This window comes from Nonomuraea sp. N2-4H, assembly GCF_045291505.1.
In the GTDB taxonomy this organism is placed as follows: Bacteria; Actinomycetota; Actinomycetes; order Streptosporangiales; family Streptosporangiaceae; genus Nonomuraea; species Nonomuraea fastidiosa.
Window position 1 is genome coordinate 938,977 of sequence record NZ_CP147987.1, and the last position, 12,826, is coordinate 951,802.

Here is a 12,826-nt window from a genome sequence, read left to right on the forward strand (position 1 = left end):
GGTCTGGGGCCGGGCCTCCGGCGGGCGCCGACGACACCGCTCGCCGCCGCCTTCGTCCCTCGGCCGCGCCCGCCACCCGGGCCTCCCAAGCCCCGTCCCGGGCCCTACCGGCGGCCTCCGGTCGCCCGGGACGGCTTCTCTCCTCGGCACGGACGCGGACGACACGGTCGCGGACCGGGCCGCACCGGCCCTGCTCCGGACGGTCATCGCGTGGTGGCGGAGAGCACCGGGTGGCGGACCGATGAAAGCACGACGGCGACTCCGAGCGGACCCGGAGTCGCCGTCGTGCGTTTCGCTCTATGTGGTTGTCTTACACGACCAGCGCCGTATCAGCGCTCGTCGTTGCGGGCGGTTGCAGGGGTTTCGCTGAGCCGGGCCGACTCGTCCACGATGTCGGCGCCCTTTTCGCGCAGCGCTGCGATGTGCTGACGCCCATGGTGAGCGCAGAACAGCAGCTCCCCACCCACAGGCAGGGTCGCGCGAATGTAGGCCTGGGCGCCGCAGCGGTCGCAGCGGTCGAGGGCCGTCAGCGGCTTAACGGGGGCGAGAGCTCCAGTCACGTATCGCCTTTCGTGTCACCCTCGCCGGAGCGAGGATCTGGCGTCAGTCACTTGGAACAACATCTAACCGGACGTGGACGTTCCCAACCGCCCCCTCGCTACGCCCAGAGCGGAATGTGTCCGAAAGTAATGACGATCAGCCCGTTGGTAACGGCAAACGAGCGGCCATGGCAAGCTTGTACGCGCGCGTGCGGTAAGAACGGTAGGCTACGCACACGTGTTCGATGACTAGGCCAGGGGAGCTGAAGTGACGCTAGTGGAGGCGGGTTACACGGCTCGTCACCTGTCGGTGCTCGAGGGTCTCGAGGCCGTCCGCAAGCGCCCGGGCATGTACATCGGGTCCACCGACAGCCGCGGGCTCATGCACTGCCTCTGGGAGATCGTGGACAACGGCGTCGACGAGGCGTTGGCCGGCTACTGCGACCGCATCGAGGTCGAGCTCTACGCCGACGGCTCGGTCGAGGTGCGCGACAACGGCCGCGGCATCCCCGTCGACATCGAGCCCAAGACCGGCCTGGCCGGCGTCGAGCTCGTCTACACCAAGCTCCACGCGGGCGGCAAGTTCGGCGGCGGCTCCTACGCCGCGTCCGGCGGCCTCCACGGCGTGGGCGCCTCCGTGGTCAACGCCCTGTCGGCGCGCCTCGACGTCGAGGTCGACCGCGACGGGCGGGTCCACGAGATCAGCTTCAGGCGCGGCGTCCCCGGCATCTTCGACGGCGAAGGCCCCAAGGCCAAGTTCAAGAAGAAGTCCGGCCTGCGCATCGGCGACACGATCCCTAAGAACGTCACCGGCACCCGCGTCCGCTTCTGGGCCGACAGGCAGATCTTCCTCCCCGACGCCGAGATCTCCCTCGACGAGATCCACGTGCGCCTGCGCCAGACCGCGTTCCTGGTCCCCGGTCTGACCCTGGCCGTCTACGACAGCAGGCACGAAGAGCGCACCGAAGAGGAGTTCCGCTTCGACGGCGGCATCGCCGAGTTCGTCGAGTTCCTGGCCCGCGACGAGCTGCTCTGTGACGTGCTGCGCCTGCAGGGCGTCGGCCACTTCCACGAGACCGTGCCCGTGCTCGACGAGCAGGGCCACATGACGCCCACCGAGGTCCAGCGCGAGCTGAGCGTCGACGTGGCGCTGCGCTGGGGCAAGGGCTACGAGTCCACCGTGCGCTCGTTCGTCAACGTCATCGCCACGCCCAAGGGCGGCACCCACCTGACGGGCTTCGAGCGCGGCCTCGTCCGTACGATCAACGAGGTCCTGCGCGAGACCCGCCTGCTCAAGAACGGCGACGACCCCGTCACCAAGGACGACATCTCCGAGGGCCTGACCGGCGTGGTCACGGTCAGAGTGCCCGAGCCGCAGTTCGAGGGGCAGACCAAGGAGGTGCTCGGCACCTCCGCCGCCAGCCGCATCGTCTCCCACGTCGTCTTGCGCGAGCTGAAAGAGCTGTTCACCAACCCGCCGCGCGGCTACAAGCAGCCGCTCAGGTCGGTGCTGGAGAAGATCGTCGCCGCCGCCAAGGCCCGCATCGCCGCCCGCGAGCACCGCGACAACCAGCGGCGCAAGAGCGCGCTGGAAAACTCCGCGCTGCCCGCCAAGCTGGTCGACTGCCGCAGCGACGACGTCGACCGCAGCGAGCTGTTCATCGTCGAGGGCGACTCCGCGCTGGGCACCGCCAAGCTGGCCCGCGACTCCGAGTTCCAGGCGCTGCTGCCGATCCGCGGCAAGATCCTCAACGTCCAGAAGGCGTCCGTGAGCGACATGCTCAAAAACGCCGAGTGCGCGGCCATCATCCAGGTCGTCGGGGCCGGTTCCGGGCGCACGTTCGACATCGACTCCGCCCGCTACGGCAAGGTCATCCTCATGGCCGACGCCGACGTCGACGGCGCCCACATCCGCTGCCTGCTGCTCACCCTCTTCCACCGCTACATGCGGCCGATGGTCGAGGCCGGGCGCGTCTTCGCCGCCGTGCCGCCGCTGCACCGCATCGAGCTGATCAACCCGGGGCGCGGCAAGGAGAAGTACATCTACACCTACTCCGACGCCGAGCTGCAGAAGGTGCTGCGGGACCTGGAGCGGCGCGGCAAGCGGTGGAAGGACCCGGTGCAGCGCTACAAGGGTCTGGGCGAGATGGACGCCGACCAGCTCGCCGAGACCACGATGGACCCGCGCCACCGCATCCTGCGCCGCGTCCGCATCGAGGACGCCGAGGCGGCCGAGCACATCTTCAACCTGCTGATGGGCAGCGAGGTCGCGCCGCGCCGCGAGTTCATCGTCAACAGCGCGGCCGAGGTCGACCGCGACCACATCGACGCCTGACCCCGCGCCATCGGGTCATCCGGTCTCATCGATCGGCCGGGCTGCCGCGGCGTGGCCCGGCCGGTCGCCCTGGCCTGACTCACGCGGGCCGCGGTCCGGGGAGGTCTGCTGGGCGGCGTTCGGCTCGGCCCGACGTCGCGATCGGCTCGGCCCGATGTCGCGATCGGCTCGGCCGGGGGCGCCTGATCCCGCGCCGGGTGGTTTCTCGGTGAGCAAGGCGGAGCGCGCAGCTCGCCCGCCGACCCGGCCGACGCGACCAGGCCGGTCGGATCGACTCACGAGGTCGAGTCGCTCGGCGCGACTCACGCGGCGGGGCTGGTCGGTTCGACTCGTGAGATCGGGCAGCTCGGCGCGACCCGCCGGCGGGGTCGGTCGGTTTGACTCGCGAGGTCGAGCTGCTCGGCGCGACACGCGCGGGCCGCGCTGCCCGGCCTGGAGCGGTCGGCGGGGGCGCCCAGCCTGAACCGGTCCGCTGGACGCCTGTTCGCCGGTCCGCCCGACGTGCCCGGTCGGCCTGACGTGCCCGGTCGGCCTGACGTGCCCGGTCGGCTCGACGTGCCCGGTCGGCTCGACGCGCCCGATCTGCCGGCCCGCGTCCGCGACGGCGGGGCGATTTATCGGGTCTCGGGCAGAGGTTGATCCGAAACGGCCTTCAGCGTGGCCCGAGAGGCTTCTGCGTAGGGCCGGGACGAAGCCAGAGACGGGAGGGGCCGACGGGCCTCAATGGGCTTGTGAGGCGTTTAAGGCGTGCCTTGGTCACCTTTGACCGCCTGCGGCTCTTGCCTTGCGCTGATGGCGTCTCAGGGCCGTACCGAAGCCCTTCAGCTCGGTCAGCCGGTGTACGGCGACAACCGGCCGGTGTGTACGTCGTAGATGGCGCCGGCCACCGGCATGTCCGAAGGCAGGAACGGTGTGCTCGCGATCCGGGTGAGGTCGTGGCGGAGCGCGGCGGCCTGGTCGGGGACGGTGTGGAACTCCAGGCTGCGGGTGTCCACCCCCTGGGCCAGGGTGAGCTCGTGTACGTCGGCGTCCGTCACCTTCGTCATGCCGCAGTCCGTGTGCGGCATCACGAGCACCCGCTCCACGCCGAGCAGGTAAACGGCCAGCACCAGAGTGCGCAGGACGTCATCGGTGACGCGAGCGCCGGCGTTGCGCAGGATCTTGGCGTCGCCGGGCTTGAGCCCGAGCAGGCCGAGCGGGTCGATACGGGAGTCCATGCAGGTGACCACGGCCAGCCCACGGGCCGCGCGGCCGGTCAGCTCAGAGGCGCCGAAGCTTTCGGCGAACGTGGCGTTGGCGGCGTAAAGGTCGTCGAACGCACTCATGCCTCAAATGATCCCGCACCTCATATAAGTGATGTTCGCGGGGGCCCGACTGGCCGTACTTGGCAAACGTCCCACGAAAGAGCCTCACTTTGAGTGATGATGTCGTAGCCGTACGTACGTCACCGAAGAAGGTTTGTCGTGAGTAGGTCAGAATCGCTCGCCGAGTACCTCCGTGCTCAAGCCCGGCGTCGCCTCGACCGCGTGGAGTCCAGGGATGAGGGGCGGAACGCCAGGTGCGCGCTCGCGCTCCTCGACGCCGCCGCCTACGCGGCCACCCTGCCTGACGACGACCCGCTCATACAGATGCTCGACCAGGCCGGTTGCTTCGGTCCGCTGGGGTGCGAGGAGTTCGATCCGGGGAGGCCGGCACCAAGCTGATCCGGCACTGGGAGGGCGGGGAGCCGCACGATCTGCTCCTTGCTCTGCCCGCCGCCATCGCCGCCGCCGCTTCCTAGCCGGGCCGCCGGGCTCGCCGGTTGCGCGCACGCCGGACCGCCTCGGCGGCCGCACCGGGGCGCATGCTGGACCGCCTCGGCGGCCGCACCGGGGCCCGGCGGCGCTGAGCATGCTGGACCGCCTCGGCGGCCGCACCGGGGGCCCGGCGGCGCTACGCATGCCGGCGTGGTGGACGCCGGTGCCGTGACGCACCGGCCGCGACGGCGCCCGGCCGAACCGCGCCGAACGGGTCTTGCGAGGCTGCCGAGGCGGTGCCGGACGAAGGGCTCAGGCAGGCTCGTTGCCCGGCTTCCACTTGATGCCGCAGCCGATCGACGGGTTCTGCTCCTGCGGCACCGGCTTGCCCTCCAGCACGGCGTCGATGGCGGCCCGCAGCGACGCGCCGGTCACCGGCTCCTTGTTCCCGGGCCGCGCGCCGTCGAACTCGCCCCGGTAGACGAGCCGCAGGTCGCCGTCGTACAGGAAGAAGTCAGGGGTGCAGGCGGCGCGGTACGCCTTGGCCACCTCCTGGGTCTCGTCCAGCAGGTACGGGAACGTGAACCCCGCACGCCGCGCCTGCTCGGCGAGGTGTGTGGGATCGTCATCCGGGTAATTCACACTGTCGTTGCTGCAGATGGCGACCATCGACAACCGCGCGCCGTAGTCCTTGGCCAGCGCGCCGATGCCGTCTTCGATGCGCCGCACGTACGGGCAGTGGTTCGACAGGAAGGCGACGAGCGTGGCGGGCGAGCCTTCGAGGTCCTTCAGCGAGACGCTGCCGCCGTCGATGGCGGTCAGGTCGAAGGCGGGCGCGGGAGTGCCGAGTGGAACCATGAACGAGTTAGCAGCCATGACGTCCATTGTCATCATGGAGAGGCGGGACAGTGATGGGCGGGATCGCCGCGTTCAGGACCACCGTGCTCGATTGCCCCGACCCTAGGGGGCTGGCGGAGTTCTACTCCCGGCTGCTGGGCTGGCCGATCACCTCGGCGGACGACGAATGGGTGGTGGTCACCGACGGCGGGTCGCCTTTCCGGCTGGCGTTCCAGCTCGCCCCCGACCACCGGCCGCCCGACTGGCCGGGCGGCTCGCGCCCGCAGCAGATGCACATCGACGTGACGGTCACCGACATGGACGAGGCCGAACGCCAGGTGCTCGCGCTCGGGGCGCGCAAGCACGAGCACCAGCCGAGCGAGGACGACTCCTTCCGCGTGTTCCTCGACCCGGCGGGCCACCCGTTCTGCCTCTGCGTCGATTCAGCAACCGACTGACGCGGGGCGTACGAGCCCGGGCCGGGCGATGGGGACTGCTCCCGGCCCGGGATGAGGGGCTGACCTCCGCACATCGCGAGAGGTCAGCCCCGACTCCCAGCGCGCAGCCCGAAGGCCAGAGCCCGGAGCCTCCGAGCGTCAGCGGGTCGCCTGGACCAGCAGGTCCACCGCCTTACGGACGTTCCCTGCGGCCACCTCATGGTCGGCGAGCGCCTGCAGGCCGGGGCGCTTGCCGGCCTGCCGCGCCACGTCGCGGGCGACCGACGCCACGGCGTCGTCCACCTCGTACGCATCGCTCTTCGACCGGTCGAGCAGCGTCGCGGCGGCCGCCGGCGCGCCGAGCACCGTACGCCGGTCGCGGACGGAGCCGTCAGCGTTCCAGTGGCGGCAGGACAGGGCCGGGGTGAGCGCGAGTGCCGCCGCCTTGGACGCGACGTCGCCGCGCGCCGGCCGGTCGCGGGCCGCGGCGATCAGGTCGGCGACGGCGGCACCGCGTACGGCTCATCGACGACCGGGCCGGAGTGAGACGGGCGCGGGGGACGCCGGAGCGTCCCCGCCCGCCGTTACTCCTCGTCGGAGGCGGACGATGTCTGCTCGGTGGCCGAGTCAGAGCCGCCCGGCAGGGCCTCGGGGCTGGAGGCCAGCGCGCCGCCGATGGCGCCGATGGTGTGGGTCAGGCGTACGCCGGAGCCGTCGCGGCGGCCCAGCTCGCCGGGCAGCGGCACCGGCTTGCCCACCGCGGAGACCGCCTTGGCCGGGGCCGGGCCCGCCCAGGCGAGCAGCAGCACGTCTTCGCCCTTGAGGAACCGCTGGGCGCGGACGCCGCCGGTGGCGCGGCCCTTGGGCGGGAACTCGGCGTAGTCGGAGACCTTGCCGCCGCCCACCTGGGTGCCGGGCAGCGCCGTGGAGGACCCGGCGATGGTGACCACATGGGCCGGACGCTGGGGATCGACGGAGCCGAACCAGATCACCCGCGCGCCCTCGTCGAGCCGGATGCCGGCGATGCCGCCCGCGGGCCTGCCTGGGGACGTACGAGCGAGGCTGGGTAGCGCAGCAGCTGCGCGTTGGAGGTGATGAACACCAGGTCGTGCGACTCCGACACCAGCTCGACCGCGCCCACGACGCGGTCGCCCTCCTTCAGCGTGATCACTTCGAAGTCGTCGCGGTTGGCCGGATAGTCCGGCACCACGCGCTTGACCACGCCTTGGGCGGTGCCGAGCGCCAGGCCGGGACTCTCGGGATCGAGCGAGCCCAGCCCGACCACCTTCTCGTCGGGCTCAAGGGAGACGTACTCGGAGACCGGATGCCCGCCCGACAGCGACGGCGGGTCGTCCGACGACGGCAGCGTGGGCAGATCGACCACCTGGATGCGGATCAACCGGCCGTGTGAGGTGATGACGCCGACCTCGCCGCGTACGGATGTGCGCACCACGCTGACCAGCACGTCGTGGGCCGACCGCTGGCCGTCGCCGGGCAGCGGCGAGGCGTCGGCGGTGCGGGCCAGCAGGCCGGTCGAGGACAGCAGCGCCAGGCATGGGTCGTCGGCGACCTGCAGCTCCGTCACCGGGGCGCGGGTCACGCCCGGCGACTCCAGCAGCTCCGTGCGGCGCGGCGTGCCGTACTTCTTCGCGACGTCGGCCAGCTCGCTGGAGACCACCTGGCGCAGCTTGGTCTCGGAGGAGAGGATCTCGTTGAGCTTGGCGATCTCGTCGGTCAGCGTCTCCTTCTCCCGCTCCAGCTCCAGCTTGTCGTAGCGGGTCAGGCGGCGCAGCGGCGTGTCGAGGATGTAGGACGCCTGGATCTCGGTGAGGTCGAAGACCTCCATCAGGCGGGTGCGCGCCTGGGAGGAGTCGTCGCTGGACCGGATGACCTGGATGACCTCGTCGATGTTGAGCAGCGCGATGATGAGGCCGTCGACCAGGTGCAGGCGCTCCTCGCGCTTGCGCCGGCGGAACTCCGAGCGGCGGCGCACGACGTCGAGCCGGTGGTCGACGTAGACTTGCAGCAGCTCGCGCAGCCCGAGCGTGCGGGGCTCGTCGTCGACCAGCGCGACGTTGTTGATGCCGAACGTCTCCTCCATCGGCGTGAGGCGGTAGAGCTCTTCGAGCACCGCCTCGGGGATGAAGCCGTTCTTGATCTCGATGACCAGCCGCAGGCCCTTGTGGCGGTCGGTGAGGTCCTTCAGGTCGGCGATGCCCTGCAGCTTCTTGCTGGTCACCAGCTCCTTGATCTTGGCGACCACGCGCTCGGGGCCCACGTTGTACGGCAGCTCGGTGACGACGATGCCCTTGCGCCGCGGCGTGATCTGCTCGATGGAGCACTTGGCCCGCATGCGGAACGTGCCGCGCCCGGTCTCGTACGCGTCGCGCACGCCCTGCAGGCCGATGATCTGGCCGCCGGTCGGCAGGTCGGGCCCCGGCACGAACTTCATCAGCTCGTCGAGCGTCGCGTCGGGCTTCTTGATCAGGTGGCGGGCGGCGGCGACGACCTCGCCGAGGTTGTGCGGCGCCATGTTGGTGGCCATGCCGACCGCGATGCCGCTGGTGCCGTTGACCAGCAGGTTGGGGAAGGCCGACGGCAGCACGACCGGCTCGGTCTCCTGGCCGTCGTAGTTGGGCTTGAAGTCGACCGTCTCCTCGTCGATCGACTCGACCATCAGCATCGCCGCGGGGGCCAGCCTCGCCTCGGTGTAACGCATGGCGGCCGGCAGGTCGTCGGGCGAGCCGAAGTTGCCGTGGCCGTCGATGAGCGGCAGGCGCATCGAGAACGGCTGGGCCAGGCGGACCAGGGCGTCGTAGATCGCGCTGTCGCCGTGGGGGTGCAGCTTGCCCATGACGTCGCCGACGACGCGCGAGGACTTCACGTGGCCGCGGTCGGGCCGCAGGCCCATCTCGTTCATCGAGTAGAGGATGCGCCGCTGGACCGGCTTGAGGCCGTCGCGAGCGTCGGGCAGCGCCCGCTGGTAGATCACCGAGTAGGCGTACTCGAGATAGCTCCTGCGCATTTCAGAGGAGACGTCGATGTCGACGATCCGCTCCTCGAAGTCCTCGGGCGGGGGTGCTGTCGTGCGTCGGGCCATCGTATGCTGCGCGGCTGCCTCGGCCGTCGCGCCGAGGGGAAGCGCATCCTCCTTCTGTTCTTGTGCTCTAACCGTAGCCGTCAGCTCGCTGGAGAAGCGTCAGATCGGCGTGCGAGGCGGCGATGCGGCCCGTCTCCCGGCGCCGCGCGCGGGCGGCGGGCCGGCGCGGCCACGCGGCCGGAAGGGGTGGGGACGTCTTCGCCTATGGCAGATGATCGCACGAGCCAGGTCGTCTGTGGCGTATCCATGGTGTCGCTCACGCTTGGGGTGCCCGGGGAGAAGATGGCGTCGACCATCATGCCGAGGCTCCGATCCTACTCGATCCGTACGAGTTATCGCAGACTTGTTCGATCGGCGCGCGCTCCTTTGGCCGATCAATTGCTTGGTCTTGCGTTCGGTGCGAGGGATCCGCATCCGTCTCCGGAAGGCGTCATGATCGAGTTCCATCCCGTGACCGAGCACATCGGCGCGCCCGGGTTCCAGTGCGGGCTGCGCCGGCGCCCGGGCAGGCCGGCCTTCTGGGACATCCGCTCCACCCAGCACCACGCCGTCGCCGACTCCACCGAGCGCCGCCGCATGCACCGCGTCACGATCAACGCCTTCCCCGAGCACGCCGACCCGGCGTGAGCCGCGTCCGGGGGCGGGATCGGCGAATTCCGTCGCCCGGAGCTGGTAACAAGGGAGGCATGATTGATGCCCCCGACGCCGCGATGCTGCGGGAAGAGGCCGAAGAGCGGCTGCAGGCCCTGGCCGGCGAGCACGCCAGGCTGCGTGACGACCAGTGGGCCGCCATCAAGGCCCTGGTGCTCGACCGCCGCAGGGTGCTCGTCGTGCAGCGCACCGGCTGGGGCAAGTCGGCCGTCTACTTCGTGGCCACCGCGCTGCTGCGCGAGCTGGGCGAGGGCCCCACCGTGATCGTCTCGCCGCTGCTCGCGCTCATGCGCAACCAGATCGCCGCCGCAGAGCGCGCCGGCATCAGAGCCGTGACGATCAACTCCGCCAATCCCGAGGCGTGGGAGGAGATCTACGGCCAGGTCGCCGACGGCATGGTCGACGTGCTGCTGGTCAGCCCCGAGCGGCTCAACAACCCCGACTTCCGCGACAACGTCCTGCCTGAGCTGGCCGAGAGCGCCGGGCTCGTCGTGGTCGACGAGGCCCACTGCATCTCCGACTGGGGACACGACTTCCGGCCCGACTATCGCCGGCTGTCCACGCTGTTCGCGCAGCTCCCGCCCGGCATCCCCGTGCTGGCCACCACCGCCACGGCCAACGCCCGCGTCACCCGCGACGTCGCCGAGCAGCTGCGCCTGCCGCCCGAGCTGCGCGGCGAAGACGACGACACGCTCGTCCTGCGCGGCCCGCTCGAGCGCGACAGCCTCCACCTGAGCGTCGTCCGCCTGCCCACCGCCGAGCAGCGGCTGGCCTGGCTCGCCCAGACGCTGCGTGAGCTGCCCGGCTCCGGCATCGTCTACACCCTCACCGTGGCCGCCGCCCACGAGATCGCCGGCTACCTGCGCGACCAGGGCTTCGAGGTGACCGCCTACTCCGGCCAGACCGAGCCGTCCGAGCGCCTGGCCGCCGAGGAGGCGCTGCTCGGCAACAAGATCAAGGCGCTGGTCGCCACGAGCGCGCTCGGCATGGGCTTCGACAAGCCCGACCTCGGCTTCGTGGTCCACGTCGGCGCGCCGCAGTCGCCGGTCGCCTACTACCAGCAGGTCGGCAGGGCCGGGCGCGGCGTCGAGCGGGCCGAGGTCATCCTGCTGCCCGGCGCCGAAGACCGCGAGATCTGGGCGTACTTCGCCTCGCTGGCCTTCCCGCCCGAGCCCCTCGTCCGTACCACGCTCAAGACGCTCGAAGAGCGCGGCGTCATGTCCACCCAGGCACTGGAGTCCGCGGTCGATCTCAGCCGGGGCCGGCTGGAGATGATGCTCAAGGTGCTCGACGTCGAAGGCGCCGTACGCCGGGTCAAGGGCGGCTGGGAGGCCACCGGCGCGCCGTGGGAGTACGACACCGAGCGCTACTCCCGCATCGCGGCGGAGCGCCGCGCCGAGCAGGAGGCCATGCTGGCCTACCTCACCACCACCGAGTGCCGCGAGCAGTTCCTGCGCCGTCACCTCGACGACGACACCGCCACGCCCTGCGGCCGCTGCGACAACTGCACCGGCAGCCACCGCTCCACCGAGATCGCCGCACAGGCCGTCGAGACCGCGCGCGAACGCCTTACCAGGCCGGGCGTCGAGATCGAGGCCCGCAGGCAGTGGCCCACCGGCATGCCCGACCTGTCCGGGCGCATCAAGCCCGAGCTGGGCGCCGAGCCCGGCAGGGCGCTCGGGCGGCTCACCGACATCGGCTGGGGCAACCGGCTGCGCGAGCTGCTCGCCGGCGACGACGCCCCCGTGCCCGACGACGTGTTCGCCGCCGTGGTCAAGGTGCTGTCGGCGTGGGAGTGGAAGGAGCGGCCCGTCGCGGTGGTCAACGTGCCGTCGGCGAGCCGGCCGAAGCTCGTGCGCGGGCTGGCCGAGCGCCTCGCGCAGGTGGGGCGGCTGGCCTATCTGGGGGAGCTGGGCTACCGCGCGGGCTCGCCGGGGCGGCAGTACAACAGCGCGCAGCGGGTGCAGGCGGTCAGGGCCACCCTCGCCATGCCGAAGGATCTCAGCGCCGCGATCGGGCGGTGCGGCGGGCCCGTGCTGCTGGTGGACGATCGTGTCGACACCGGCTGGACCATGACGCTGGCCGCGGCTCAGGTGCGCCACGCGGGCGCGCCCGCGGTGCTGCCGCTGGCGCTCGCCGTGACCAGCTGAGGAAGGGCTTCCTTTGAGAACGGCCTGAGGGCTGGAACGGCGGGCCAGGGGCTCGAAGGGCCGCCGGAGCGAAACGGCGGGCCAGGCTCGGGCGGGCCGCCGGGCAGAAACGGCGGGCCCGGCTCGAAGGGCCGGCCGGTCAGAACGGCGGGCGGGCGCCCAGGTGCAGGATCGCCTTGGACGCCAGCCTGCAACCCGAGGCCAGCGCCTCGGCCGGGGGCTTGCCCTCCAGCCACGGCGGCAGGAACCCGGCACAGAACGCGTCACCGGCCCCCGTGCCGTCGACGACCTTCTCGACCGGCTCGGCGGCCACCCGCACGGGGTCGGGGCGGCCGTTGCTGAACCACAGCGCGCCGTCGGCGCCCATCTTGATCACGACCTGCGGGAACCACGCCGTGAGCACCTTGGCCGCCGCCTCGGCGTCGTCGCGGCCGGTCAGCACCTTGGCCTGGTCGACGTTGGCGAACAGCAGCTTCGCGCCGTTGGTCCACTCGAGGAACGGCTCGGCTCCCGTACGCTCCAAAGGCGCCGACGACGCGCAGTCGACCGAGATCGACATCCCGGCGTGCCGCGCCATGTCGAGCGCCGCGAGCCCGGCCTCGCGCGACCCCTCGTTGATCAGCGTGTAGCCCGACAGGTGCAGGTGGGAGCCCTGGGTGAACAGGTCGCGCGGCAGGTCCTCGGGCGACAGGGCGGCGTTGGCGCCGGGGTCGGACAGCATCGTGCGCTCGCCCTTGTGGGTGACCAGCACCACGCACGTGCCGGTGGGACGCTCGGGGTCCATGACGAGCCGGGCGTCGACGCCGTAGCCCATGAGTTCCATGTCGCGGTTGCGACCTGTGATGTCGGCGCCTCTGCGGCCGATGAAGGCCACCTCCGCGCCCTCGACGGCGAGCCAGGACGAGATGTTCGCCCCCGAGCCTCCGCCGTGCATCGTCACGATCGCCGGGGTGTCGCTCGCCCGGGCGAGCGCATAACGGGCGCGCGCGACCGCGTCGGTCATGAGATCGCCCACCACGACGACCCGCGTCATGATGTCAC

Annotated in this window: 10 protein-coding genes and 1 pseudogene; 5 read left to right on the forward strand and 6 right to left on the reverse strand. The window is 71.3% G+C overall.

Annotated elements, in window-relative coordinates; all coding sequences use genetic code 11:
* Positions 1–329: 329 nt before the first annotated feature.
* A complete protein-coding gene (locus tag WBK31_RS04330; protein WP_364066941.1) occupies positions 330–560 on the reverse strand; it encodes a hypothetical protein in 231 nt (76 codons plus the stop codon).
* Positions 561–807: 247 nt separating this feature from the next.
* On the opposite strand from WBK31_RS04330, the gene WBK31_RS04335 reads away from it, so the two are divergent.
* The gene (locus tag WBK31_RS04335; RefSeq protein ID WP_406674360.1) at positions 808–2,874 is read left to right on the forward strand and encodes a type IIA DNA topoisomerase subunit B; all 2,067 of its coding nucleotides are present in this window, start codon (positions 808–810) and stop codon (positions 2,872–2,874) included.
* An 830-nt stretch (positions 2,875–3,704) separates the two neighbouring features.
* Here WBK31_RS04335 and WBK31_RS04340 read toward each other — a convergent pair.
* Entirely contained in the window at positions 3,705–4,199 is a 495-nt protein-coding gene (locus WBK31_RS04340) for a carbonic anhydrase (protein WP_364066937.1), read from the reverse strand.
* Between the two features lie 138 nt (positions 4,200–4,337).
* On the opposite strand from WBK31_RS04340, the gene WBK31_RS04345 reads away from it, so the two are divergent.
* Complete coding sequence (locus WBK31_RS04345; RefSeq protein WP_378784618.1) at positions 4,338–4,577, forward strand: hypothetical protein; 240 nt, start codon at positions 4,338–4,340, stop codon at positions 4,575–4,577.
* A gap of 345 nt (positions 4,578–4,922) precedes the next feature.
* Here the strand turns inward: WBK31_RS04345 and WBK31_RS04350 are convergent, their stop codons facing one another.
* Positions 4,923–5,486, reverse strand: a complete 564-nt coding sequence (locus tag WBK31_RS04350; protein WP_364066934.1) for a thioredoxin family protein — start codon at positions 5,484–5,486, stop codon at positions 4,923–4,925.
* Positions 5,487–5,521: 35 nt separating this feature from the next.
* On the opposite strand from WBK31_RS04350, the gene WBK31_RS04355 reads away from it, so the two are divergent.
* The gene (locus tag WBK31_RS04355) at positions 5,522–5,905 is read left to right on the forward strand and encodes a VOC family protein (protein ID WP_364066932.1); all 384 of its coding nucleotides are present in this window, start codon (positions 5,522–5,524) and stop codon (positions 5,903–5,905) included.
* Between the two features lie 138 nt (positions 5,906–6,043).
* Here the strand turns inward: WBK31_RS04355 and WBK31_RS04360 are convergent, their stop codons facing one another.
* Entirely contained in the window at positions 6,044–6,250 is a 207-nt protein-coding gene (locus WBK31_RS04360; protein WP_378784615.1) for a hypothetical protein, read from the reverse strand.
* A 218-nt stretch (positions 6,251–6,468) separates the two neighbouring features.
* Positions 6,469–8,984 (reverse strand): annotated as a pseudogene (locus WBK31_RS04365) (DNA topoisomerase (ATP-hydrolyzing) subunit A).
* A gap of 432 nt (positions 8,985–9,416) precedes the next feature.
* Between WBK31_RS04365 and WBK31_RS04370 the strand changes: the two are divergent.
* Together WBK31_RS04370 and WBK31_RS04375 are read left to right on the forward strand one after the other, a co-directional pair.
* The gene (locus WBK31_RS04370) at positions 9,417–9,611 is read left to right on the forward strand and encodes a hypothetical protein (protein WP_364066927.1); all 195 of its coding nucleotides are present in this window, start codon (positions 9,417–9,419) and stop codon (positions 9,609–9,611) included.
* A 59-nt stretch (positions 9,612–9,670) separates the two neighbouring features.
* Entirely contained in the window at positions 9,671–11,785 is a 2,115-nt protein-coding gene (locus tag WBK31_RS04375) for a RecQ family ATP-dependent DNA helicase (RefSeq protein WP_406674361.1), read from the forward strand.
* A 139-nt stretch (positions 11,786–11,924) separates the two neighbouring features.
* Here WBK31_RS04375 and WBK31_RS04380 read toward each other — a convergent pair whose 3' ends face one another.
* The gene (locus WBK31_RS04380) at positions 11,925–12,818 is read right to left on the reverse strand and encodes a sugar kinase (RefSeq protein WP_364066923.1); all 894 of its coding nucleotides are present in this window, start codon (positions 12,816–12,818) and stop codon (positions 11,925–11,927) included.
* Positions 12,819–12,826 lie beyond the last annotated feature (8 nt).